Below are 23,757 nucleotides of genomic sequence, written 5' to 3' on the forward strand. Positions count from 1 at the left end.
ATCGGACGTGACTGACTACGACCGCGAGATCGTCGACCGGTTCCGGGCCGGCGGCGGCCGCCCCGACGCGGCGTTCGGCGGCGCGCCGATGCTGCTGCTCCACCACGTGGGGGCCCGCTCGGGCCGCGAACGGGTCACCCCGTTGTTGTACGTTCCGCGGGAGAGCGGCGATTTCGTGATCGTCGCCGCCAACGGTGGTTCGCCGCGGCATCCGGGCTGGTACCACAATCTGGTGGCGCATCCGGAGACCACGGTCGAGGTGGGTGCGGACACGGTCGCGGTACGGGCCGAGGAGCTGATCGGCGCGGCCCGCGAGCCGCTCTGGTCGACCATGCTGTCGGCGTCGCCGGGGCTGGCCGCGTTCGCGGGCCGGGCCGGCCGGGTGATCCCGTTGCTGATGCTGCACCGGCTCGATCCGGCCGGCTGAATCGTCGCTGTTCGGTAGCCACCGCGCCGCCGTCCGGTAGTGGTCCCGGCGAACGAGTGCGGTGGGTCACATCCCGGACTGGGAGGCCGCGGCGACCTGTCCGAGATCGGCGAGCGAAAGCCGGTGGCGCGGTGGCGCGTCCAGGACGATCTCGGATCGGGTCCGCAGCCGGTCGTCGACGTGCAGCAGTTCCCCGGAGCGCAGCGGCCGCCAGGCCGGATCACCGTCCATCCGCTCGCTGGCGACCACCACGGCCGGCAGCTCGGCGAGGTGGGCGCTGTGCGCGTGGACGGTACCGCCGTGGCCGATGTGGTCGAGGTGGTCACCGGCCGCCGGGCGCTCCAGGACGAACAGCTCGTGGGTGTCCGGGTAGCGCAGCGCCCACAGTTCGGTGGCGGTGGTGAGGATCAGGTTGAGGGCGTAGACCGGGAGCCGGTCGGCGATCCAGGTCACCGCATCGGCGAGACCCGCGGTGACATCGCCGCCGTGCCGGTCGGTGCGCGCGGTGATCAGGGCGAAGACCCGTTCGGAGTCGGTGTCACCGGCGACGAGCCGCCGATAGTCGCCCAGTTCGGCCTCCAGCTCGGCCAGCCCGTGCACCACGCCGTTGTGCGCGAACAACCGATCGTGCTGTTGGAACGGGTGCGTATTGCGATCGCTGAGGCCGCCGGTGGAGGCGTAGCGGATGTGCGCGACGAAGGTCGCCGACTCCCGCTCCCGGGCCTCCCGCGCGAAGGCGGTATCCGTGTAGGCCGCGATCGGCTGCTTCTCGACCAGCGGGGAACCGTCGGGACCGAAGGTGCCGAGTCCGGTACCGTCGGGCTCGCGGTGGCTCTGCGCCGCCAGACTGTCCGGAGCATCCAGTAACCAGAAGGTGGCCCGCACCCGATGCGGGCCGGCCGACAAACCGAACAGACGACACATGGCACTCTCCGGGATTCGGTGGTGCGCGGCCGGGAAGGGTCAGGCGGTTGGGAACCCGCCTGCTGGTCAGGCGGTTGGACGCAGACTGCTGAGGACCCGGATGGCGTCCGAGAGCGGGATCATCCGCTGCGGCTGTTCGGCGGCCAGGCCCATCTCGATGTACTGCCGGACCAGCATGCTGGACGTGACGCAGTGATCGGCCGCGGTGTCGCGCAATCGTTCCCGCAACTCCGCCGGCAACTTGAACGTCATGGTCACCATGCCGCGTTCGATCTCCTCGGCCGTCGGCGGCAGCGCGGGCACCGCCGCGGTGTCGTCGAACACCAGCGAATCGAGGATATCGGCCGGATCCAGGTCAGGCTGCGGCTCGTAGTTCCTGCTCATCGTTCCGCCTCCCATGCGGTGTATTCCTCCAGCTGATGCGGCCGCATCTCCGCCGCCAGCAGGATCTGCCAGGTGTCGAGATCCGTGTGCAGCCGGCGCAGCAGCACCACCAACGGGCGGCCCTCCTCGGTCCGCCCCCACACGGTGAGTGCGGGCGCACCCTCCGGCGTCGTCACCGGCCGTGGCCAGCGATCGGACGAGTACAACACGTCCATCACCTCCCACCGCCGCACCCCGGCCCGATCGAAGAATCGGCCCGAGCCGATCCACCACTCGTACTCCACGGGGTCACACGATAATACCCGGGTATTACCCGAGGCGTCCCCCGTTGCTCCGGTACGGGCCGGACGGGTCTCTCCGGGCGTGCGGATCGGACGCCGGGATCGCCCGCGACCTCCCGGACGAACTGCGCGGCCTGTTGTCCCGGCTGCGGGCCACCGGGGTGGGCGATGCGACCGCGTCGCGGGTCGAACAGGCTGTGCTGCAACGGTATCGAGCGGGCCGCGTGCTGACCGGGGACCGGGTCGAGGTCATCGACGAGTCGTGACCGGGGTGGTGGCGGAGAACCGGAAATGGTGTTCGTCGTGCGGGGTGACGACGATGTGCTCGAAACCGGCGGCGGTGAGCCGGGCCGGGAGGGTGTCCGGATCGACGGGGACGAAGGTGTCGTCGTGGTGGGCCTGCCGCAGGACCGGCGAGTCGATCGCGTCGGTGCCGACCAGCGAGGCGCCGGGTCGCAGCACCTGCCGCAGCCGGGTGAACAGCCGGTCCTGGTGTTGCGGGGACGGCATGTGGTGCAGCATCGCGAAGCAGGTCGCGGTGGTGAAGCGGTGGGCCGGGAGGTCCGCGGTGACCGCGTCGCCGTGGATCACCGTGGCCTCGGGCAGGCGCCGGCGTAGGTCGCGGGCCAGGTCCGCGTCGATCTCGACCGCGGTGACGGTGGCGCCCAGTTCCAGCAGCAGGTCGGTGGTGCGGCCGGGGCCGGGACCGATCTCGAGGACGTCGCCGAGGTCGGTCACCCGGTCGCGCAGCCAGGGCAGCAGCCGGGTGCGCAGGGTGTCCGCCCAGGCCGGGCTCGCCAGGTAGGTCAGATGGGACTGGTTCACGGGATGTGCTCCGTTCGGGTGGAAGCCGGTGTGCGCCGGTGAATTTCGTGTCGGTGGGCCCGATTCCATTGGTACGCTCGGGCGGTGGTGACCGGCTCTGCCGCATCGGCCGAATCCTTGCTCGCGGCGGCCGAATCGAGGATCGTCGGCCTGCGCGGCGGGTCCGCGGTCCGCGCCGGGTCGTACACGTTCGCGGGCACGATCGCCGACGCCGCGTGGCACCGGCACGATCTGCATCAGCTGGAGTACGCCGTCGAGGGCGTGATCGAGGTCGAGACGCCGGTGGCCCGGTATCGTTCGCCGTCGCGGCAGGCGGTGTGGATCCCGGCGGGCCTGGCCCATCGGTCGATCCTGCACGAGGTGCGCACGGTGTCGGTGTTCTTCGATCCGGTTCTGGTGCGCGACAACGCCGCGCGCGCCCGGGTGCTGCACGCGCCACCGCTGTTGCGGGAGATGATGATCCACGCCACCCGCTGGCCCCTCGACCGGCCCGCCACCGAGGCCGGCGGTGAGGTCTACTTCGAGGCGATGGCGCATCTGGCGCTGGAATGGCTCGGCGACGAGCAGCCGTTCCGGCTGCCGGTCGGCCGGGATCCGTTGAGCGCGGAGATCATGCGCTGGACCGACGCGCATCTGGCGTCGGCGACGCTGCCGCAGGTGTGCCGGGCCGTCGCCGTCTCGGAGCGCACACTGCGCCGCCGGTTCCACGCGGCGACCGGGATGACCTGGCAGCAGTATCTGCGGCAGAGCCGCCTGCTGCACGCGACCACCCTGCTGGTGCAGACCACCGACACCGTCATGAGCATCGCCACCGCCGTCGGCTTCGACAGTGCCGCGGCGTTCACCCGCGCCTTCGAGAAGTATTGCGGCCGAACGCCGTCCGCGTTCCGCCGGGAACGCCGGTAGGCGTCAGGCGTCGCGCTGCATCAGGAACACGCCCGACGGGGTGCCACCGCCGGTGGAGACCACCGCGGTCCGCACGTCCGGCACCTGCCGGTCCCCCGCCTCGTGCCGCAGCTGCGCGACCGCCTCGTACAGGAAGCCGAAGCCGTGGGTACGGCCCTCGGAGAGCTGGCCGCCGTGCGGATTCAGCGGCAGCCGGCCGTCCGGGGCGATGCTGCGGCCCCCGTCCAGCCAGTCCTGCGTCTCGCCGAACCCGCAGAAACCCAGGCCCTCCAGCCAGGAGACGGCGTTGAAGCTGAAGCCGTCGTACAGCAGGGCCAGGTCGACATCGTCGGGCCGCAATTCGGTGCGGCTCCACAGATGTTCGGACTGGCCCAGCACCTGCGGTTCGTGGGTCAGCACGCCCTGATCCCAGGAGGTGCGCTCGAGGATCTGGGTGCCCGCGGCCACCACCCGCACCGCGGGCTTCGGCAGATCCGCGGCGGCGTCGGCGGCCGAGACGATCACCGCGATCGACCCGTCGCACGGCACGTCGCAGTCGTAGAGGCCGAACGGGGAGGAGACCATCCGCGCGGACAGGTAGTCGTCCATGGTGAGCGGATCACGATAGATCGCCGCCGGATTGCGCGCGGCGTTGGCGCGGCCGTTGATCGCGATGGCGCCCAGCATCTCTCGCGTGGCGCCGTAGCGGTGCAGATATCGGGTGGCGTTCATCCCGATCCAGTTCGCGGCCGACATCGCCCCGAACGGCAAGCGCCAGGCCATCATCGAGCCGGCGGCGCGGCCACCGGATCCGCCGAGCCGCAGGGTGCGGTACGTCGATTCCCACACCGTCCGGAAACACAGGACGTGCCGGCACAGTCCGGCCGAGACGGCCAGCATCGCCGCGACCAGCGCGCCGCCGGGCCCGGGCAGATCACCGCCGCCGTTGTGCCAGGTGGGATGGATGCGCAGCGCCTCCTCGAGCGCGGTGACCCCGCCCTCGCTCATCCCCGCACCGGCGAAACCGCCCGGATACGTGGACAATCCGTCGATGTCGTCGAGGCGCAGCCCGGCGTCGGCGACCGCCTCGAGGCAGGCGTCCACGGTCAATTCCAGCGGATCCACCAGCAACCGGCGGCCCAGCCGCGAGCGTCCGATCCCCGACAACACCGAATCGTGTTCGAATCGCTTGTCGCTCACCGGTTTGCGCGGGGTGTACCGGATCGGGTCGCCGACGTCGATATCGTCGTCCGGCGCGCCGGTGGGGGCGAACACCGGCAGCCACACGTCCTCGTGCGGGTCGAACCGGACGGCGACCTGCTGCCCGATCCGCACCTCCGCCGGCTCGCAGCCGACGATGTTGGTGGTGAGCCGGACATCGGGATCCTCGGCGAGCGCGACCGTCGCGATCACGTACGGCGGCGGCAGATCCGGCGACCACTGCTGTGCGTTGATCGTGTATCCGGCCACCGTCGCCAGGCCCGACACCACGGCCGGGGCGTGCGAGCGGCTGCGGCAGCGCGGGCAGATCGGCGCCGGCGGATGGACGAGCTTCCCGCAGTCCGTGCAGCCCTGGATCCGGAGTTTCCCGTCGGCTCCGGCGCGCCAGAACCATTCGGTCGCGGGCGTCAGTTCGGGCAGCGGTGGCATCTTCGGCACCTCACGTTGTGAGACGAAACTGTCTCGTTTACTTTCGCCGCGCGACCGTCCGCAGTCAAGTCCGCCGTCGGCCGCCGCTGCCGATCCGATTGCGATGCAGGGCAATTCGAGGACCGTCCGGGCATTATCAGGATTCCTGTATTATGCGTGCATCGTTCGAGGGCACGCATCGCATCGTGGCGGCGCGGACCCGGCAAGGAGACGTCATGACCACGCTGCGGCAGCGGCTGACCCGGGTGCTCGACGCCCGTATGCGCAATATCGAACCCGGCCCGTACCAGGTCGAGATCGACCGGGATCTGCGCGTGCCGATGGCCGACGGCGTGGAGTTGCTCGGCGACCTGTACCGGCCCGTCGGCGCGGACGGGAGCCTGCCGACGATCGTGATCCGCGGCCCCTACGGCCGCCGCGGGGCGCTGGGCGGGGCCGCCCGCGTGCTCGCCTACGAGGGTTTCCCGGTGTTCTTCCAGAGCTGCCGGGGCACCTGGGGTTCGCAGGGCGTGTTCACCCCGCAGATCGACGATCAGCGCGACGGTATCGCGACGCATCATTGGGTGCGCGCGCAGCCGTGGTTCACCGGCCGGCTCGCGACCTTCGGCGAGAGCTATATGGGCTACACCCAGTGGGCGGTGGCCGGCGCGATGTCGCGCGACGATCCGGACAACGCGCCGGAGGCGCTGGTCCTGCAGATCACGATGCCCGATTTCGGCGCGATCACCTGGGACAACGGCGCGTTCTCGCTGCGCAACGCGCTCGGCTGGAGCCGCATGATGGATCGGATGTCGCGCGGCGGTATCGCGCTGGCGGGCATCCTGCTGCCCGATCCGAAACTGCGGCGCGCCTTCGGCGCGCTGCCGCTGAGCCGGGGCGACTCGGCCGCGACCGGCCATCCGATCCACTGGTATCAGGACTGGGTGCGGCACGAGCGGCTCACCGACGACTACTGGACCCGGCAGTCGCACACCGCGTCGGTGCCCGAGGTGACCGCCCCGGTGCTGATGGTCGCCGGCTGGTACGACATCTTCCAGCCCTGGCAGTTGCGCACCTACCGGCAGCTGGTCGAGGCGGGTAATCCACCGCGGCTGACCATCGGGCCGTGGGGTCATCTCTCGCGCGGGAAAGCCGTTCCGGCGCACACCGATTCGATCGCCTTCCTGAAGGAGGTCTTCGCGGGCGTGGATTCCGCGCGCGCCACGCCGGTCCGCGCGTACGAGACCGGCGCGCGGCAATGGCACGATCTCGAGGTGTGGCCGCCGGCGGACGCGGCCGCGCAGGGCTGGTCGCTGCACACCGGCGGCGGGCTCGCGGCCACGCCCGGCCCCGAGGGCGCCACCACCTACACCTACGACCCGCAGCGGCCCACTCCCGCGCTGGGCGGCCCGAGCCTGCTGCCCGACACCGACCCGGTCGACAACGCCGCGCACGAACGGCGCCCGGACGTCGTGGTCTTCCGCTCCGCACCGCTGACCGCCGCGGTCGGCATCGCCGGGGAACCGGTCGCCCGCATCCGGATCCGATCGAGTGCGCCGAGCTACGACGTGTTCGTCCGGCTGACCGACGTCCATCCCGACGGCCGCGCGATGACCGTCTGCGACGGCATCCGCCGGATCGGCTCGGTCGCCACCACCGCGACCGAGCCCGCGCCGGACGCCGACGGGTTCCGGGTGGTGGACGTGCCGCTGTGGCAGGCGTTCCACCGGTTCGCCGCCGGGCATCGGATCGGCGTGCAGATCAGCTCCGGCGCGCATCCGCGCTACGCGCGCAATCCGGGCACCGGCGAGCCCGCCTTCGACGCGACGACCACAGTGGTGGCGCACCAAGAGATCTCGCATACCGGACCGGATGCCTCGCGCATCGATCTGCCCGTCCGGCCGGACTGAGCCCGGAACCGGACGGTCTCCACCACCGTCCGGCTCCCGGACGACGATATCGGCTGCGGCCGGGCCGGATCGAGCGAATTTCTCCGGATTGGGATGTCCGACAAAAGCGTTCACCACCGCTGCGCTTCCGATCACATCCCGTCGTGATAGAACGGTGATAGCGCTTCCGCATGCTTGACACAATTTCCGGGACTGTTTAATTTCGAATTGCCCGACCTGTCGTTCGAGTGCTCCACCCACCGGACGGTGTCATGCGATGCGGCGGAATTCCGCCGTATGGAGACATTCGCTCGAATGTGGTACGGAGGCTTTTCATGTCCGCAATTCCTCGTCGTTCCTTCCTGGGCGGAGCGCTGGCCGCGGGAATCACCGCGACCGGCGCCGGACGCGCCGCGGCCGGCGGTGTCGCCGCCCGTATCGGGCGGATACGGGTGGTCCGGGAGGATCACCGGGTGATCGTGATCGGCTCCGGTTTCGGCGGTGGCGTCGCCGCGCTGCGCCTGGCCCGGGCCGGGGTTCCGGTCCTGGTCCTGGAACGCGGGCGCCGCTGGCCGACCGGCCCGGACTCGCAGACCTTCCCGCACGCGTCCTCGCCCGACAAACGCATGCTCTGGTACAAATCGGCCCCCGAACTGTTCGGCCGGTCGGTGGGATTCGACCCGTATCCGGGATTGCTGGAGACCGTACTCGGCGACAATATGACGGCATTGTGCGCGGCCGGTGTCGGCGGCGGGTCGCTGATCTATCAGGGTATGACCCTGCAACCCGCGAAGGAGGTGTTCGAATCCCAGCTCCCGGCGGAATTGGACTGGGACACGATGAACCGCGTGCACTATCCGCGGGTGGCCCGAATGCTGGGAATCGAGGTCGCCCCCGACGAACTGATCGAAACCCCCAACTACACCGCCGTGCGGGTGTTCGCCGATCATGTCCGCCGGGCCGGGCTGCCGCTGTCGAAAATTCCGATGCCGATCGACTGGAACTATGCGCTGGACGAGATCCACGGCCGGATGGCGCCGTCGTACACCAACGGCGACGGTGCGCTGGGAGTCAACAACGGCGGCAAACATTCCGTCGACGTGACCTATCTGGCGGCGGCCGAGGCCACCGGTCTGGCCGAGGTGGCGCCGCTGCACCACGTGACCGATATCGAGCGGGCCCCGGACGGCCGCTGGACCGTGCACGTGGAACGCATCGATACCGCGGGCACGGTGGTGGAGAACAAGATCCTCACCACCCCGGCGCTGATCCTCGCGGCCGGCAGCCTCAACACCACCCGGTTGCTGATGCGGGCCGGCGCCAAGGGCCGGATCCCGGATCTGCCCGACGGTCTCGGCGCCGGCTGGGGCACCAACGCCGACCGCATCTACACCTGGACCTGCCTGGACGCCGATCTCGGTGCGGTACAGGGCGGTCCGGTCGTGTACGGCAGCCTGAACTGGGACGACCCGGCCCGAGCGGCCACCGTCATCCAGGCGTCGATCCCGCCGATGGGTATGGACGCGCACACCACGATGCTGGTCGGCTACGGCGTGAGCGACGCCCGCGGCCGCTTCGTCTACGACGCCGCCGCCGACGATGCGACATTGCAGTGGACGCACGAAGGCGATGCCGTGGCCCAGGAGGGCTGGATCGGGCCGCTGGTGCGACAGGTGGCCGGACCGGCCGGACTGCTGTTCGACACCAATACCGTGATGCCGTCGACCTGGCATCCGCTGGGCGGGGCGAATATGGGCCCGGTATGCGATCAGGTGGGCCGGGTGCACGGGCAGCGCGGCCTCTACGTCCTCGACGGCGCGCTGATCCCCGGCAACTGCGGGGCCTGCAACCCGTCGATGACCATCGCCGCGGTCGCCGAGCGCGCACTGGACGAACTGGTGCGCACCGATGTCGGCAGCCTCATCTGAGGCGGGTCCTCAGCCGGGATCGGGCTCGATCGGCCGGGTCGTGCGGGCCACCAGCGCGGCGTGCAGCCGCCAGAGCCCGAACACGTCGTTGGGTTCGAACCCGGTCAGCTCCCGGATGCGCCGCATCCGCCGGGTGATGGTCGCCGGATGCAGTCCCAGCAACTGCGCGGTCCGGGTGCCGATACCGCCGGCCCGGATGTGCCGGTCGAGCGCGACGAGCAGTTCGGGTTCCGCCTCGAGCGGATCGAGGATCGCGGCGAGCCGGTCGCGGGCGAATCCGCCGTGCGCGAGTTGATGTTCGAAGGCCAGATCGGCGAAGCGGTACAGGCCGGAACCGAGGCCGAGTTGTTCGACGAGATCGAGCAGTTCGTGCGCGTGCTGCCGGGCCGCGGGTAGTTCGGGGATGCCCGCCCGGACCGCTGTCGCGGTGAAGGTGAGGTCCGCGGCGGTCGCCGCCGCCGCCAGCAGGCCGTCGAGTTCGCGTTCCGGTTCGTGGGGCGCGGCCGGAATCAGGACGGTACCGGCGGATTCGGCGACGACCGACAGGACGGCGTCCCGGCGGGCCTGCACCTCGCGCAGCAGCCGCCGCATCGGCGTCAGTGTGGCGGGTGCTGCGGAGTCGAGTTGTACGGCGACGACCTCGTAGGTGGCGACGGCCCGCACCTCCCCCGCCGGGCCGGCGGTGAGCTCGGCCGGGGTGCCGAGGCCGAGCACCGAGGCGGCCAGCGACCGGCTCGTCTCCGGTGGCGCCGCGAAATATGTTCGCAGCCAAGGATAGTAGGCCCGCAGCACCTCGCGCGGCAGATCGTCGGCGGTGGCGACGATCACCCGGAGTTGGTGCGACAGAGCCGCGGTCGGCTCGGCGGCGAGCCGCTCGATCACTTCGTGTAGAGCGTCCTGCAGCGCGTGGTGCGCGTCCAGATGGGTCAGGCCCGCGTCGGCCCACCGCTTGGCCGCGGCGTATACGAGATCGGCCAATTCGCCGGTGGTGGTGTCGTTTCCGATCGACGCGACGAATCGCCGGTACAACTGCCGGGCCTCGCCGCGGGCATCCGGTGGCGGCGACCCGGCTCGCCGGCGGGCCGGTACGCGGCGGGGTTCGTTGCCGGGTGGGGTGTTATCCATACTGACTCGGCCGGTTCGCGACTCGGGCCGGCCGGGTTCCGCGGCCGGTGTCGGACGCCGGGATCAGCGACGGGAGCCGATCCTGGGCGAGTGCACAATCTCACGGTCGCGCAGGTGCACCGGCACTGTCAAGGGTTCCCGGTGGATCGGCGCAGAGAAGCAGATGTCGCTGCCGCGCCGACGAATTCGCGTTCAGGCCGTGGCGCGGACGACGATCTCGGTGACCGCCGGTTGGGTCTGCCCCATCGGCAGGCCCAGGACGTCGCGGCCGGCCCGCCGGCCGTAGGTGTGGGTGTCGATGCGGACGGTGGTCAGGGCGGGCCGCCGCAGCGCACCGGCCACCGAATCGCCGAGGCCGATGACGGCCGGAGCCGGGACGCCGCGGTCGGCCAGGCCCGCCAGCACCGCCAGCGCGAGCTCGTCGGTCAGCGCCGCGACCGCGGTCACCTCCGGGGGCAGGTCCGCACCCGGCGGCTCGTGGTCCGGGCCGAGCGCCAGGACGGTGACCACTTCCATGTCGAGAGCCGTTGCGGCGGAACGGATATGCTCGGTCATCAGGGCCAGTTGCCGATCCTCGGGCGGTCCGGCCGCGACCGCGATGCGGCGGTGGCCGCGGCCGTGCAGGTAGCCGATCTGGGTGGCGTAGTGCGCGGCCATCCCGTCGATCCAGCCGCCGTCGGCGGTGGCGCGGTCCGGGCGTTCGTACAGGGCGGGCAGGTCGATCACGGCCCGGGGGTTCAGGGATTCGATCGCCGCCCGGCGGCCGGCCTCGCCGGGTCCGGTGAACGAGACCAGCAGGGTGTGCCCGTGACTCGCCAGTTCCTCGCCGAGTCCGCGGATGAAATCCTCCAGCAGCCGCGCCCAGAGGAACCCGCCCGCCTCCACCACCACCAGCCGCGAATTGCCCTCGCGCAGTGCGCGAGCCAGCGAATGCGGTACGTAGCCGAGTTCGGCGGCGGCCTGCCGCACCCGATCCCGGGTGGTCGCGGAGATGCTCTGACCGGGGGCCGCGTTCAGCACGAAACTCACGGTCGCCGGTGACACCCCGGCACGCGCCGCGACATCGCGCAATGTGACGCGTGTGGCCATGAACACCCCTCGATTTTCGCCGGCAGCCGATGCTAGCCTACCAACTAAATCGATTTAGTAACCCAGGAGGCGTCGATGAAGACGGTGGTCGTGACCGCACCGGACCGGACCGAGATCCACGAGGTCGAGCAGCCCGAGGTGGGCCCCGCGGACGTCGTGGTGCGGATGAAGGCGTGCGGGATCTGCGGATCGGACACGCTCTACATCCACGTCGGCGGCATCCCGCCGCGTCAGGGCGACACCCGGCTCGGCCACGAGCCCGCCGGTGAGGTGGTGTCGGTCGGTGCCGCGGTCGAGGGCGTGCAGGTCGGCGACCACGTGGTGATCAACCCGATGGCCGCGGTCGACGGCATGATCGGCAACGGCGGCGCGCAGGGCGGGCTGTCGGATGTGCTGGTGCTGCGCGAGGCGCGCGCCGGCGTCCAGTTCCGCGTCGTGCCGAAGGAGATCCCCTGGCACGTCGTCGCGCTGAACGAGCCGATGGCCGTCGCCTATCACGGCGTCAACCGGTCCGGCGCCGGCGTGGGGACCAAGGCCGTGGTGTTCGGCGCCGGCCCGGTCGGCCTCGGCACCGCCATCGGCCTGAAGTCCAAGGGCGCCGACCATGTCGTGGTGGTCGACGTGGTGCCGAACCGGCTCGAGAAGGCCCTGAAGGTCGGCGCCGACGCGGTGATCAACTCCGCCGAGGAGGACGTGATCGAGCGGCTGAAGCAACTGCACGGCGAGGTACCCGGATTCATGGGCCGGCCGAACCGCCCGGCCACCGACGTCTACATCGACGCCGCGGGCGTCCCGGCGGTGATCGAGACCGCGCTGCGCGCGATGCGGCACCGCGGCGTGCTGACCGTCATTGCCGTGCACAAGAAGCCGGTGCCGATCGACTTCCAGGAGATCCTGACCACCGAGGTCGACATCCGGATGTCGATGGGCTACCCGACGGAGATCTTCGAGGTGACCGATTCGATCATCGCGGACTGGGACAAGTATCAGCACATCGTCAGCGATGTCGTCCCCTTCGCCGAGGTCGAGCGCGGTATCGCCCTCGCGGCGACCCCGGGCGCCACCGACAAGGTCGTCATCACGTTCGACTGAGCGCGCGCTGTTGCTCGGCGGCGCCGGTGATGTTGCGGGCCATGCCGCCGAAGACGATCGCGTGGAACGGGACGATCGCCTTCCAGTACAGATGCCCGGCCAGGCCGTGCGGTTCGAACAGGGCCCGCTGGTGGTAGACCGCACCGGCGCCGTCCGGCGCCACCGCGAGTTCGAGCCAGGCCCGGCCGGGCACCCGCATCTCCGCGCGCAGCCGCAGCACGCGGGGGCGCTCGAGATGTTCGACCCGCCACCAGTCCAGCGCCTCACCCTCGTGCAGCCGGCGCGGGTCGCGGCGGCCGCGCCGCAACCCCACCCCGCCGACGAAGCGGTCGATCCAGCCGCGCAGCGACCAGGCCAGCGGGAACGAGTACCAGCCGTGCTCGCCGCCGATCGCCTCCACCACCGACCACAGGGTGGCCGGATCGGCGGTGGTGTGGCGGCTGCGCACATCGCGGTACAGCGAGCCGCCGGACCAGTCCGGATCGGTGGGCAGCGAATCCGACGGCGCGCCCGGCACATTCGCGTCCGACCACCGGGTCGGCACATCCAGATCGCGAATTCGCCGCAGCGCCAGCGCGACCGCGCGACGGTAGCCGGTGAGCCCGCCGGGCGGATCCGGAATGTGTTGCGCGATATCGTGTTCCCGGCACACGGCATCGTTGATCAGCGATTCGATCAGCGGCACGGCGATCGACCGCGGGACCGGCGTCACCAGGTTGACCCATTGGGCCGACAGCCACGGCGTCAGCACGGGTACCGGCACGATGCCGCGGCGCGGCAGCCCGGCCACCTCCGCGTACCCGCGCATCATCCCGGCGTAGGTCAGCACGTCCGGGCCGCCGATGTCGAAGAACCCCGCGAAATCGCCGGGCACGTCCGCGGCCCGGGTCAGGTAGTACAGCACGTCGCGCACCGCGATGGGCTGGATCGCGTTGCGCACCCAGCGCGGGGTGACCATCACCGGCAGCCGCTCGGTGAGATAGCGCAGGATCTCGAAACTGGCCGAACCGGAACCGATGATCACCGCCGCCTGGAACACCACCGCCGGCACCGGCCCCGACGCGAGGATCCGGCCGACCTCGGCCCGGGAGGCCAGATGCCGGGACATGCGCTGCCCCACCGGCACGATGCCGCCCAGATAGACCAGCCGCCGCACGCCGGCCGCCGCGGCCTCGGCGGCCAGCGATTCGGCCGCGAGCCGGTCCACGGCGACGAAATCGGATCGGTGCAGCGAGTGCACGAGGTAATAGGCGACCTCCTGCCCGTCCACCGCGGCGCGCAGATCCTCCGCCGAGGTCACGTCCCCGCGCACGATCTCGACCCGATCGCGCCACGGCGCGTCGGCGAGTTTGCCCGGCGTGCGGGCGACCACGCGCACCTCGTGGCCCGCCGCCAGCAACTCCGGTACCAGTCGTCCCCCGATGTAGCCGGTCGCCCCGAATACGACGCACCGCACCCGAACCACCTCCTGCCGCACGGCTTCGTGGTCCGCCCACCCTAACCGCCCCCGCCGGGCCGCGGGCAGCGTAGCTACCGTTCAGCAATGATCGGGACTATCGTGGTGTCGCAGGTCCGGATCGCCGATGATCCGCTCGCACACTATGAGAAATTGATGGCCGACATCGACATCGCCGCTACACAGCGGGACGTGTCCACCGGGGTCCGCGGGGAACTGGTGGCCGGTGGTTTCGACGGCCCGGAGGAGGTCGGCCACGGTGGATTCGGCGTCGTGTACCGCTGCCGGGAACCCGAGCTCGAGCGCATGGTGGCGGTCAAACTGCTGCAATCCGAGGTGCACGGCGACGAGCGGGGACGATTCGTCCGGGAACAGCGTGCGCTGGGCCGGTTGTCCGGCCATCCGCACATCGTCCAGGTGCTCCGGATCGACCTCACGGCCACCGGCCGGCCGTTCATCGTGATGCCCTATTTCACCCGCGGATCGCTGGATCGGGTGGTGCGCGCGAGCGGTCCGCTGCGCTGGCCCGACGCGGTCTCGATCGGGGTGCGGATGGCCGGGGCGCTGGCCGCGGCGCACGCGGTCGGCATCGTGCACGGCGACGTCAAACCGGGCAACATCCTGCTCACCGACTACGGGGAACCGCAGCTGTCGGATTTCGGCATCGCCCGCTTCGGGGACGAGACGCTCGGCACGGCCTCGCTGGTCCAGGGCACTCCCGCCTACACCGCGCCGGAGGTACTGCGCGGCGCGGTGCAGAACGCGGTCGCGGACGTGTACGGCCTCGGCGCCACGCTGTACTACCTGACCACCGGCCACTCCCCGATGTCCCGGCCCGGTGGTGACACGGGCGACCTCGGCGCCGACCTGCACACCTACGGCGTCCCGGAGGAGGCCCGCGACGCGATCGTCGCCGCCCTGTCCCCCGATCCCGAGGACCGGCCGGGTTCGGCGGTCGAATTCGGCGAACTGCTGCGCGAGGTGCAGCGCGACACCGGGCAGGCGATCGACACGATGGCGATGCCGGTCGACGGGGCCGATGCCACGCCGACGGTCCTGCCCGCCCACGCGGTCGCGCCGGTGACCCCGCCACCGCCGCCCATCGCGGCCACCAAATTCCGCCCGCCGGCCTCGGCCCGCTCGCTGGTCGAGCGCACCCGCCTGCTGGAGGTCATCCGCGCCGCCGGTGAGCGGCGGCTGATCCTGGTCGACGGGCCGGCCGGATTCGGCAAGACCACATTGGTGGTGCAGTGGGCCCGCGAACTGCGGGCAACCGGCGTGCCGGTGGCCTGGCTGACCGTCGATTCCGACGACGACAACGTGGTCTGGTTCCTCAGCCATCTGATCGAGGCGATCCGCCGGGTGCGCCCCGAACTGGCCGGCGAACTCGGTGACCTGCTGGAGGCGCGATCCTCCAACGCCACCCGCTCGGTGCTGACGGCGCTGATCGACGAGATCCACGACAGCGGTCAGCGGATCGTGCTCGTCATCGACGACTGGCATCAGGTGAACGGCCGCAAGACCTTCGCCGCGGTCGACTACCTGCTCGAGCACGGCTGCCACCACCTGCAACTGGTGGTGGCCGGCCGCACGCGCGCGGGCCTGCCGCTGAGCAAACTGCTGGTCGAGGACGAACTGGTCGAAATCGACACCGCCGCACTGCGTTTCGATCCCGAGGAATCCGGCACCTTCCTGGTCGGGGTCAGCAATCTGCCGTTGAGCGGTGCGGATGTGACCCGGATCCGGGAGTCGACCGAAGGCTGGCCCGCCGGGCTGCGGCTGGCGCAGCTGTCGCTGTCCGGTCGCGACGATCCCGCCGGCTTCATCGACAATCTCAGCGGCCGCCACCACGCCATCGGCGACTATCTCACCGAGAACGTGCTGGACTCGCTGGATCCGCCGCTGCTGGACTTCCTGATGGCGACCACGATCACCAACCGGATCTGCGCGAGCCTGGCCGCCGCGCTGTCCGGCCGCGCCGACGCCCGGGTCCTGCTGGACCAGATCGCCGACCGGAACCTGTTCCTGCACCGGGTGGAGGAGAACGCGAGCGGCGAATGGTTCCGCTACCACCGGCTGTTCGCCGATCATCTGCAACGCCGGCTCGGCTATTGGGATCCGGACCGGGCGCAGGTGCTGCACGCGCGCGCCTCGGCCTGGTTCGCCGATCACGATCGGCTGATCGAGGCGGTCGATCACGCGCTGGCCGCGGGCGATCCGGAGGGCGCGGTGGATCTGGTCGAATCGCAGTCCGTGCGGCTGATCGAGACGACCCGGATGGCGACCATCCTGGGTCTGCTCGCCAAACTGCCCGCCTCCCTCACCGATGTCCGGCCGCGGTTGCAGCTGTGCGCGGCGTGGGCGAACGTCGGGCTGGAACGCGGCGTGCGGGTGTACACCGCGGCCCGGAAGGTCGAATCCGCGATCGTGGCCTCCGGTGTGCCCGAACCGCAGGCCACCGCGTACCGGGTGGAGGCCGCGCTGGTGACCGGGATGGAGGAGTACATCGGGGACCGGCTGGAGAATCTCTCGGCGCTGATTCCCGAGCACATCACCGCGCTGGACAACACGCTCATCGCGGTGAACGCCGCCGATCTCGCCGCGGTCGACGCGCTGAACCGGTTCGACTTCGACGGGGTGCGGCACTGGCACGAGCGGGCGCTGCACTACGGCCGCGACCTGCCCTCGCTGGCCGTGATGCACAGCCACTGCATCGCCGGACTGGCCGAGGTGGAGCAGGTGCATCCGTGGGTGGCGGAGGAGCATTTCACCACCGCGACCGCGTCGGTGGCCCCGGAATCGGAGGTGGTGGTCCGGGTCACGGAGCTGGCCGGCGCCTTCCTGGGCGATCTGCGATATCGGCAGGATCGGCTGGCGGAGGCCGAGCAACGGCTGGACACGGCGCTGGGCCGGCACTGTGAACCGCGCAGCGCCGAGGTCGCGCTCGCCGGATTCGGCACCGGCGCCCGGATCGCGATGATCCGCGGCGACCGCGACGGCGCGGAACGACTGCTGGGCATGGGGGAACAGATGGCGCAGGAGCGGTCACTGCCCCGGCTGGCCGCGCGGATGATCAACGAGCGGTTGCGCATCGGCCTGCCGATCCCGGACGACGTCCGCACCCGGCTGCTGAACCTTCCGCTGTATCGCAAGCAGCACATCAGGATTCGGGCCGCACTGGCCGAACTCGCGCAGGAGTCGGCGATCCGGATGCTGCTGACCGACGGGACCCCGGCCGCGATCGCCGCCGCCTGCGAACGGGCGGAGGTCATGTACCGGGAGATCCGGACCCTGAATCGCCCACGCGCCCGGGTCGATTCGGCCCTGCTGTACGCCTGCTGCCGGTGGGCCGCCGGCGAGTACGACGCCGCCTGCGCGATCGCGCGGCCCGCGCTGACGATGTGCGTCGAACGCGGCGTGCCCCGCCTGGCCCAGGACGCGGGCCCGGGGATGACCGAGATCAGTGCCGCGGTGGGCCCGAACTGCTTGCCGCACTTGCATTCCTGAGCGCTCGGGCAGCGGTCAGTGCGCCATCGGGTGGGTGGCGCGGAACTGTTCCAGCATCCGCTGCAGGAACCGCCGCGGCGGTGTCCCCGGCGATTCCGGTGCGCCGTACAGGGTTTCCACGACGGCGGCGATGACCGGGCAGCCGGCGTCGATCGCGAACCGGATCAGCCCGAGATCCGCACAGGTGGACAGGGCCGGCAGCGCGAGATCGGCGGCCGCCCGGGTCCGGCCGGCGGCGGCCAGGCAGCAGGCGTACAACAGCTGCGCCTGCAACTGCGCCCGGGGCCGGCGCTGGCGGCGCAACTGTTCGAACATCGTCTCCGACCGCTCCAGCGCCCGCCGGATCGCACCCGGGGACTGTTCCGCCAGCGACAGCCGGATGATCGAATCCTGATCGAATTCCGCTGCGGCCGCACGCAAGTGGTCGGGCTGGCGGAGGTAGGGGCCGAGTCGTTCCAGCCGGCGGCGCTCGTCGCCGCCGATCGGCAGGCCGAGCCGGATCCGCTCGTTGAGCATCCGGGCCGTCATCCGGGGCAGCGAAAGCCGCTGTGCGACAGCGCGTCCGTCGGCGATGGCCTGTTCCGCGGCGGCCAGGTCACCGCGGACGGCGGCCAGCCGGACCGCGGTGCCGTAGGCGGTGATCAGTACCTCGGCGATCGCGGTGTCCAGTTCGTCGCCGGTCGGGACGAGTTCCCCGGCCTCGGCGAATTGCCCGGTGTAATAGAGCAATTCGGCAAGCTGGGCGGCGGTGATGAAGCGGGCCGCGTGTGGCCGCAGGCCGGCCTCCAGCGCCTTCGCCAGCGCGCCGCGCAGCACCGACTCGGCCCCCTCGATATCGAGCTGTTCGAACGCGGCCATGGCCGCGGTCACATCGCTGAGCACCACGTTGAACGTCCCGCTGCGGACCCGGCGGGCCGTGGTCCGCTGATGCCAGCGGCGGACCTCGTCGAAATCGAAGCGGTAGAAGGCCAGTGAGGCCGCGCACGCCGCACCGACATCGGCCAGGAACGGCCGCACCGGGCCCTGCACCCGCCACCGCGCCACCACGGACAGATCGTCGAACCGGTCGCACTGCAACGCGTGCACCGACCGGATGAGTTCGGCCTCCACCGCGAGATCGGTACTGTGCGCATCCGGCGGCCGGGCGGCGAGCAGGGTATCGATCCGGCACCGCGTCCGGCGCATCACATCGTGGTGGAACAGCGGCATATTGGCCCACGCGACCGCCAGTTGCAGTTCCGCGTCGGACTCGGCGAGCGCCGGGGGCAGTTTGTCCACCAGCGCCAGGAAGGTGGACATCCGGGATTCGGCGAGCAGCGCGTCGGCGCTGTCCAGGACCAGGCGCAGCGCGCGGTCGGGCCGATCCGCCGCCAGCGCGTGATCGACTGCCTCCGTGAGCATGTCGTGCGCGGCGAACCAGTCCGAGGCCAGTCCGTGCAGCCGCTCCGGCAGGCCGGGATGCTGCCGGGCCAGCCGGTTGCGCAGGAAGCCGGCGAACAGGCTGTGGTACCGGAACCAGCGCAGGTCGTCATCCATACCGCGCAGGAACAGATTCCGGGAGCGGACCTCCTCGAGCAGGTCCTGGGTCCCGGATCGTTCGGTCAGCACGGTCGCGAGATCCGCGCAGACCGTCTCGGTCACCGCCGTGCGCATCAGGAATTCGAGCAGATCCGGTTCGAGTTCGCCGACCACATCGTCCATCAGATATTCGCCGATGGCGCCGTGCAGCCCCGAGAGCCGGCCCAGGTGCGCGGCCGGATCCTGCTTACCCGGCAGCGACAGGCAGACCAGTTGCAGTGCGGCGGCCCAGCCCTCGGTGGTGCGCCGGACGTGTTCCACCTCCGGACGGTCCAGCGGCAGGCCACCCACGTCGCGCAGCAGCCGGTCGGCCTCGGGATCGTCGAAACGCAGTGCGGTCTCGTCGATCTCGACCAGTTCGTCGCGGACGCGCATATGCCCCAACGGAAGTCCGGCCGTGGTCCGGCTGGTCACGATGATCCGCAGATGGTGGCAGCCGTTGTCCAGCAGGAACCGGATCGCCTCGCACACCTGCGGGTTGCGGATGCGGTGCCAGTCGTCCAGGACGATCGCCACGGTCCGCCCGCCCGTGTGGATCTCGTTGATCAGCGTCGTGACGACCTGATGCACCGCCTCGCCGGCCCCCTCCTCGAGCATCTGGGCCAGTTCGCCGGCCAGATTCGGCTGCACCCGGCGGACCGCGTCGGTGAGGCGGGTCAGGCACCGGACCAGGTTGTTGTCGTCGGGTACCAGGCTCAGCCAGGCGACCGGGATGTCGTCGGCGGCCAGTTCGGCGGCCCACTGCGCGGCCAGGGTGCTCTTGCCGTAGCCGGCTGGCGCGTGGATGAGGACCAGCCGCCGCTGGCCCCCCGCGCGCAGCGCTCGGATCAGCCGCGGGCGGGCGACGAGGCGATGGGAGGAGGTCGGCGGCCGCAACCGGGTGTTCGGCGTCGCCACCGGGCCGGGCCGGGCGGCCGACCGGCGCGCCGAGGCCGGTGGGTCCGCGGTCGGGACCAGGGCGTCGACCGGCAGTCCGGCGGCGAATTGGATATCGCGCAGGACGGTCCCGAATTCCCGGGCCGAGCCGGGCCGATCCTCCGGCCGATGTTCCATCGCGGCCTCGATCGCCGAGCACAGCTGCGCCGGTACACCCGTCGCGCGCAGATCCGGTACGCCCTCGGCGCCGATCCGGACGAACTGCGCGACGATGGTCTCGCCGTCGCGGCGGGCGAAGGCGGCGTGGCCGGTCAGGGCCGTGAACAGGGTGGCGCCGAGGCCGTACAGATCGGCGGCCGCGGCGGGCGGGCGGCCCTGCAGCACCTCCGGCGCGGTGTAGGCGGGGGTCCCGGCGATGATCCCGTCGGCGGTCCGGAAGGCGTCGGCCGTGCGGGCCAGGCCGAAATCGGCGAGCTGCGGTTCGCCGTAGTCGGTGATCAGGATGTTGGCCGGATTCACGTCGCGGTGCAGCACCCCGGCGGTATGGGCCGTGGTCAGCGCGCCGGCGAGCTTGATGCCCAGCGACAGCACCTCCGGCCACGGCAGCGCGCCCCGGTCGCGGATGTGGCGATCCAGCGTGCCGCGCTCGTGGAAGGGCATCACCAGGAACGGATGGCCGTGCGCGGTGACGTCGACCCGCAGCACCTGGACGATGTTCGGATGCGCGGCGAACCGCCCACAGGCGCGCTGTTCCCGGACGAACCGGGCCCGGCCGTCGGCACCGAGATCGGCGGTGAGCACCTTGACCGCCACCACCCGGTCCAGGGCCTGCTCCCGGCACCGGTACACCGTCCCGAAACCACCGCGCCCGATCACCTCGGCCTCCCCGAAGCCGAACTCCAGCAACTCGGCGGCAATTTCATTGTCTGCCGGGGAGGCATTCAGCACGGCAGTGTGAGCGGCCATTATTCACCTTCGAGACGGACGCCGAGCCTTCACGGCAAGTCTAGCCAGCGAACGAACCGCATACCACGCGAGCGAAGGAAATACGGCCGGGTATCCGCCTCCCGCCACCGTGGCTGCCGGACCGGCGCGACGTCAGACGGTGAGCTCCCGGGTGATGGCGTCGACGAAGTCCGGCAGATCCGCCGGCTCGCGGGAGGTGATCAGGGTCCAGCCGTCACTGTCGTCGCGGACCACCGGCCGGTCCACCCAATCACCGCGCGCGTTGCGGATATCGGTGCTCAGCGACGGATAGGACGTCAGCCGCTTGCCGGGCAGTACCTCGGCGTCGACCAGCAGCCAGGGGCCGTGGCAGACGGCCGCGACCGGTTTCCACGCGGCGGTGGTGGCCCGGACCAGCCGTTGCGCGGCGTCGTTGGCCCGCAGCCGATCGGCGTTGACGGTACCGCCGGGCACGATCAGCATGTCGATCCGGCTCGCGTCCACGGCGTCGATGGTGGTGTCGGGCTGTATCTCCTCGTCGGGCTCCAGATCGTGGCGGTAGGTCCGCACGGGCGCGTCCTGTTCCGCCGCGTGGATCACCAGCGCGCCGCGCTCCCGCAGCCGGTCGCGCGGTACCACCAGCTCGTCGTGCTCCACGCCGGTGTTGGACGTGACGATGAGGACACGGGCATTCTGCAGCTCTCCGGACATGGACGTTTCCTTCCTCATCGGGACTGTGCGCGGCGGTGGGCCGCATCGGACAGCTGGTCGCGGCGGTCGCGGGCCAGCTCGCGGAGTTCCGCGCTGCGATCACGAGCGGTGCCCAGGAGATCGCCGCCGCGGTCGCGAGCGTTGTCGAACAGGTCCTCGCCGCGGTCCCGGGCGGAATCGAACAGATTCCCGCCCCGATCGCGCGCGGTGTCGACCAGACCGGCCCCCCGGTCGCGGGCGGTGCCGAACAGATCGCCGCCGCGGTCCCGGGCCGTGTCGAAGAGGTCCTCGCCGCGACCCCGGGCGGTGCCGAACAGGTGCCCGCCGCGACCACGGGCGTTGCCGAGGAGGTCTTCGCCGCGGTCCCGCGCGTCGTCGAACAGGTTCCCGCCGCGCTCCCGGGCGGAATCGAACAGGTCTCCGCCCCGATCCCGGGCCGTGTCGAGCAGGTCTCCGCCCCGATCGCGTGCCGTGTCGAGCAGGGCCGGACGGTGGTCGCGGGCGCTGTCGGCGAGTTCGGCGCCGCGGTCGCGGGCGACGTCGAGCAGATGTGTGCCTCGGCGCGTCGCGGCCGAGCCGGCCCGCGTCCCGAATTCGCGGGTGGAATCGGCGAGGTGGTGGGTGGTGTCGGCGAGGTGTTCGCCCCGATCCCGCAGTGCCGCACCGAGTTCCGGCCCGCGCTCGCGGACGGTCTCCGCGGTCTCGGCCAGCTGGGCGCGCAGCGGCCCGGTCTCGCCCCGGCGCCGGGCCAACGCCCGCCGGCCGCGCCACGCCAGCGACGGCCGGCCCTCGCGGTCGGTCGAGGCGATCAGCAGGCCGCCGAGCAGGCTGGCATCGGTCAGGAATCCGGCCCGCTTGACGCTGCGGCGCTCGGGATCCTTCTCGTTCCAGAAATCGTGTTCGGTCATCGTCGTCGGCACGGCCGTCGCGGCCAGCGCCAGCGCCGACAATCGCGGGAACCGGCCCAGTGCGAGCAGGACACCCCCGCCGACGCGGATCGCCGCGTTGATCTCGACGATCCGCGCGGGGTTCTCCCGCAGATAGCCGGCGACACCGCGCGGCAGCACGTGTTCACCACGCCGGACCAGCCGGGTGGCGGCCTCGGTCCGGGACGACGGATCGGTGAAGGCGGCGATGCCGTCGGCGACGAAGGTGGTGGCCAACAACGGGCGTGCGATGCGCCGGAGCATGACGGGATCCTTTCGGTGGTACGCGATGGCGTCCGAGGGCGTCGTGGACGGGCTGTTCGAAGCGCGGCTACCCCGATTCCGGCCGCCTACGCACCCGGGTGTCGACCTGCAATCGCCGCCGCCGGGCCGGTGGCCCGTACCTGATTCGCCGCCCCGAATACGGGTAGCTCGCCCTGCGTACGAACTCGATCAGAGAGGAGACCGCCGAGATGGCTCATCCGATCACCACGGAGCTGGACCGGGAACAACAGCGCATCGCCGGTGACGCCTTGTGCGACACCGTCATCGATCTCATCGATCTGGCGTTGATCGGTAAACAGGCGCATTGGAACGTCATCGGCCCGCGGTTCCGCTCGGTCCATCTGGCGCTGGACGAATTGGTCTTCGCGGTAAGGGAATTCACCGATTCCGCCGCCGAGCGCGCGACCGCCGTCGGGGTGAGCCCGGACGGCCGCGCCCGCACGGTCGCCGAACGCACCGGCGCCGAGGGCTTCCCGGTCGGCTGGCAGCGCGACGACGAGGTCACCACCGCGATCGTCGCGAACCTCACGGCGGTGATCCGCCGGTTGCGCAAGCGCAGCGAGGCCGTCGAGAAGGCGGACCCGGTCACCCAGGATCTCCTGCTCGGCATCATCGCCCGTCTGGAGCAACTGCACTGGATGTGGCAGGCCCAATCGGCCTAGTACGGCTACCCGGAAGGACGTCGACATGACGAGACCCGACGCACGACCCTTCGCCCGGATCCCCGCCACCTATCGGGCCCGGCGCACCGACCCTGCCCGGACCCACACCGGCCAGGGCCTCGAGGACAACCGGAACATCCCCGCATTCGTCCTGTGCTTCCTCGGCGTGGTGGCCCTGGGAGCGGCGCTGACCGCGGCGGGCTACGGCTTCGCCGGCTGGGCGGTGATCGCCGGGATCGTCTGCGCGGTCTGCCTCGTCGGCGGCGTCGCCTGGCTGCTGATCGAACGCCGCCGCATCCGGGCCACCGAATTCGACCGCCAGGGGCACTGACC

General features: G+C 71.1%; 20 protein-coding genes. 9 read left to right on the forward strand and 11 right to left on the reverse strand.

Annotated features, from left to right (window positions below; genetic code table 11):
• Positions 1 to 7: 7 nt before the first annotated feature.
• Entirely contained in the window at positions 8 to 427 is a 420-nt protein-coding gene (locus G361_RS0105430; RefSeq protein WP_196814421.1) for a nitroreductase/quinone reductase family protein, read from the forward strand.
• A gap of 66 nt (positions 428 to 493) precedes the next feature.
• Here the strand turns inward: G361_RS0105430 and G361_RS0105435 are convergent, their stop codons facing one another.
• From G361_RS0105435 to G361_RS0105445, 3 genes are all read right to left on the reverse strand, one after another.
• A complete protein-coding gene (locus G361_RS0105435) occupies positions 494 to 1,351 on the reverse strand; it encodes a class II glutamine amidotransferase (protein ID WP_019926045.1) in 858 nt (285 codons plus the stop codon).
• 66 nt (positions 1,352 to 1,417) lie between these two features.
• The gene (locus tag G361_RS0105440; RefSeq protein WP_019926046.1) at positions 1,418 to 1,735 is read right to left on the reverse strand and encodes a hypothetical protein; all 318 of its coding nucleotides are present in this window, start codon (positions 1,733 to 1,735) and stop codon (positions 1,418 to 1,420) included.
• Complete coding sequence (locus tag G361_RS0105445) at positions 1,732 to 2,019, reverse strand: hypothetical protein (RefSeq protein WP_019926047.1); 288 nt, start codon at positions 2,017 to 2,019, stop codon at positions 1,732 to 1,734. The genes G361_RS0105440 and G361_RS0105445 overlap by 4 nt, the downstream gene beginning before the upstream one ends.
• A gap of 44 nt (positions 2,020 to 2,063) precedes the next feature.
• On the opposite strand from G361_RS0105445, the gene G361_RS0105450 reads away from it, so the two are divergent.
• The gene (locus G361_RS0105450; RefSeq protein ID WP_019926048.1) at positions 2,064 to 2,282 is read left to right on the forward strand and encodes a hypothetical protein; all 219 of its coding nucleotides are present in this window, start codon (positions 2,064 to 2,066) and stop codon (positions 2,280 to 2,282) included.
• On the opposite strand, the gene G361_RS0105455 is transcribed toward G361_RS0105450, so the two are convergent.
• Positions 2,266 to 2,841 (reverse strand): bifunctional 2-polyprenyl-6-hydroxyphenol methylase/3-demethylubiquinol 3-O-methyltransferase UbiG, encoded by a 576-nt coding sequence (locus G361_RS0105455; RefSeq protein WP_019926049.1) that lies wholly within the window; start codon positions 2,839 to 2,841, stop codon positions 2,266 to 2,268. The two genes, G361_RS0105450 and G361_RS0105455, sit on opposite strands and share 17 nt — an antisense overlap.
• 84 nt (positions 2,842 to 2,925) lie before the next feature.
• On the opposite strand from G361_RS0105455, the gene G361_RS0105460 reads away from it, so the two are divergent.
• Positions 2,926 to 3,747 (forward strand): helix-turn-helix transcriptional regulator, encoded by an 822-nt coding sequence (locus G361_RS0105460; protein WP_019926050.1) that lies wholly within the window; start codon positions 2,926 to 2,928, stop codon positions 3,745 to 3,747.
• 3 nt (positions 3,748 to 3,750) lie between these two features.
• Here the strand turns inward: G361_RS0105460 and G361_RS0105465 are convergent, their stop codons facing one another.
• Positions 3,751 to 5,376, reverse strand: coding sequence for a thiolase C-terminal domain-containing protein (locus G361_RS0105465; RefSeq protein WP_019926051.1), 1,626 nt, complete (start codon positions 5,374 to 5,376; stop codon positions 3,751 to 3,753).
• 152 nt (positions 5,377 to 5,528) lie between these two features.
• On the opposite strand from G361_RS0105465, the gene G361_RS0105470 reads away from it, so the two are divergent.
• Positions 5,529 to 7,265, forward strand: coding sequence for a CocE/NonD family hydrolase (locus G361_RS0105470; RefSeq protein ID WP_019926052.1), 1,737 nt, complete (start codon positions 5,529 to 5,531; stop codon positions 7,263 to 7,265).
• Positions 7,266 to 7,579: 314 nt separating this feature from the next.
• Positions 7,580 to 9,172 (forward strand): GMC oxidoreductase, encoded by a 1,593-nt coding sequence (locus tag G361_RS0105475; protein ID WP_019926053.1) that lies wholly within the window; start codon positions 7,580 to 7,582, stop codon positions 9,170 to 9,172.
• A 9-nt stretch (positions 9,173 to 9,181) separates the two neighbouring features.
• Here the strand turns inward: G361_RS0105475 and G361_RS46665 are convergent, their stop codons facing one another.
• Together G361_RS46665 and G361_RS0105485 are read right to left on the reverse strand one after the other, a co-directional pair.
• Positions 9,182 to 10,297, reverse strand: a complete 1,116-nt coding sequence (locus G361_RS46665) for a helix-turn-helix domain-containing protein (RefSeq protein ID WP_019926054.1) — start codon at positions 10,295 to 10,297, stop codon at positions 9,182 to 9,184.
• A gap of 192 nt (positions 10,298 to 10,489) precedes the next feature.
• Positions 10,490 to 11,386 (reverse strand): LacI family DNA-binding transcriptional regulator, encoded by an 897-nt coding sequence (locus G361_RS0105485; RefSeq protein WP_036494567.1) that lies wholly within the window; start codon positions 11,384 to 11,386, stop codon positions 10,490 to 10,492.
• A gap of 75 nt (positions 11,387 to 11,461) precedes the next feature.
• Here G361_RS0105485 and G361_RS0105490 point away from each other — a divergent pair, with 75 nt between their 5' ends.
• A complete protein-coding gene (locus tag G361_RS0105490) occupies positions 11,462 to 12,478 on the forward strand; it encodes a zinc-binding dehydrogenase (protein WP_019926056.1) in 1,017 nt (338 codons plus the stop codon).
• Here G361_RS0105490 and G361_RS0105495 read toward each other — a convergent pair.
• Entirely contained in the window at positions 12,465 to 13,943 is a 1,479-nt protein-coding gene (locus tag G361_RS0105495) for an SDR family oxidoreductase (RefSeq protein WP_196814554.1), read from the reverse strand. The genes G361_RS0105490 and G361_RS0105495 overlap by 14 nt on opposite strands.
• 78 nt (positions 13,944 to 14,021) lie before the next feature.
• Here G361_RS0105495 and G361_RS42405 point away from each other — a divergent pair, with 78 nt between their 5' ends.
• On the forward strand, positions 14,022 to 17,441 hold the full coding sequence (locus tag G361_RS42405; RefSeq protein WP_019926058.1) for a serine/threonine-protein kinase: 3,420 nt from the start codon (positions 14,022 to 14,024) through the stop codon (positions 17,439 to 17,441).
• A gap of 15 nt (positions 17,442 to 17,456) precedes the next feature.
• Here the strand turns inward: G361_RS42405 and G361_RS42410 are convergent, their stop codons facing one another.
• From G361_RS42410 to G361_RS42415, 3 genes are all read right to left on the reverse strand, one after another.
• Complete coding sequence (locus G361_RS42410; protein WP_155981314.1) at positions 17,457 to 20,861, reverse strand: serine/threonine-protein kinase; 3,405 nt, start codon at positions 20,859 to 20,861, stop codon at positions 17,457 to 17,459.
• A 132-nt stretch (positions 20,862 to 20,993) separates the two neighbouring features.
• The gene (locus tag G361_RS0105510) at positions 20,994 to 21,551 is read right to left on the reverse strand and encodes a DJ-1/PfpI/YhbO family deglycase/protease (RefSeq protein ID WP_019926060.1); all 558 of its coding nucleotides are present in this window, start codon (positions 21,549 to 21,551) and stop codon (positions 20,994 to 20,996) included.
• A gap of 14 nt (positions 21,552 to 21,565) precedes the next feature.
• On the reverse strand, positions 21,566 to 22,741 hold the full coding sequence (locus G361_RS42415) for a DoxX family membrane protein (RefSeq protein WP_019926061.1): 1,176 nt from the start codon (positions 22,739 to 22,741) through the stop codon (positions 21,566 to 21,568).
• A gap of 209 nt (positions 22,742 to 22,950) precedes the next feature.
• Here G361_RS42415 and G361_RS0105520 point away from each other — a divergent pair, with 209 nt between their 5' ends.
• Positions 22,951 to 23,424 carry a Dps family protein gene (locus G361_RS0105520; RefSeq protein WP_019926062.1) on the forward strand — a complete coding sequence of 158 codons (474 nt, stop codon included), beginning with the start codon at positions 22,951 to 22,953 and terminating at the stop codon, positions 23,422 to 23,424.
• 25 nt (positions 23,425 to 23,449) lie between these two features.
• Complete coding sequence (locus G361_RS0105525) at positions 23,450 to 23,755, forward strand: hypothetical protein (protein WP_019926063.1); 306 nt, start codon at positions 23,450 to 23,452, stop codon at positions 23,753 to 23,755.
• Positions 23,756 to 23,757 lie beyond the last annotated feature (2 nt).

Source organism: Nocardia sp. BMG111209, from assembly GCF_000381925.1.
Lineage (GTDB): Bacteria > Actinomycetota > Actinomycetes > Mycobacteriales > Mycobacteriaceae > Nocardia.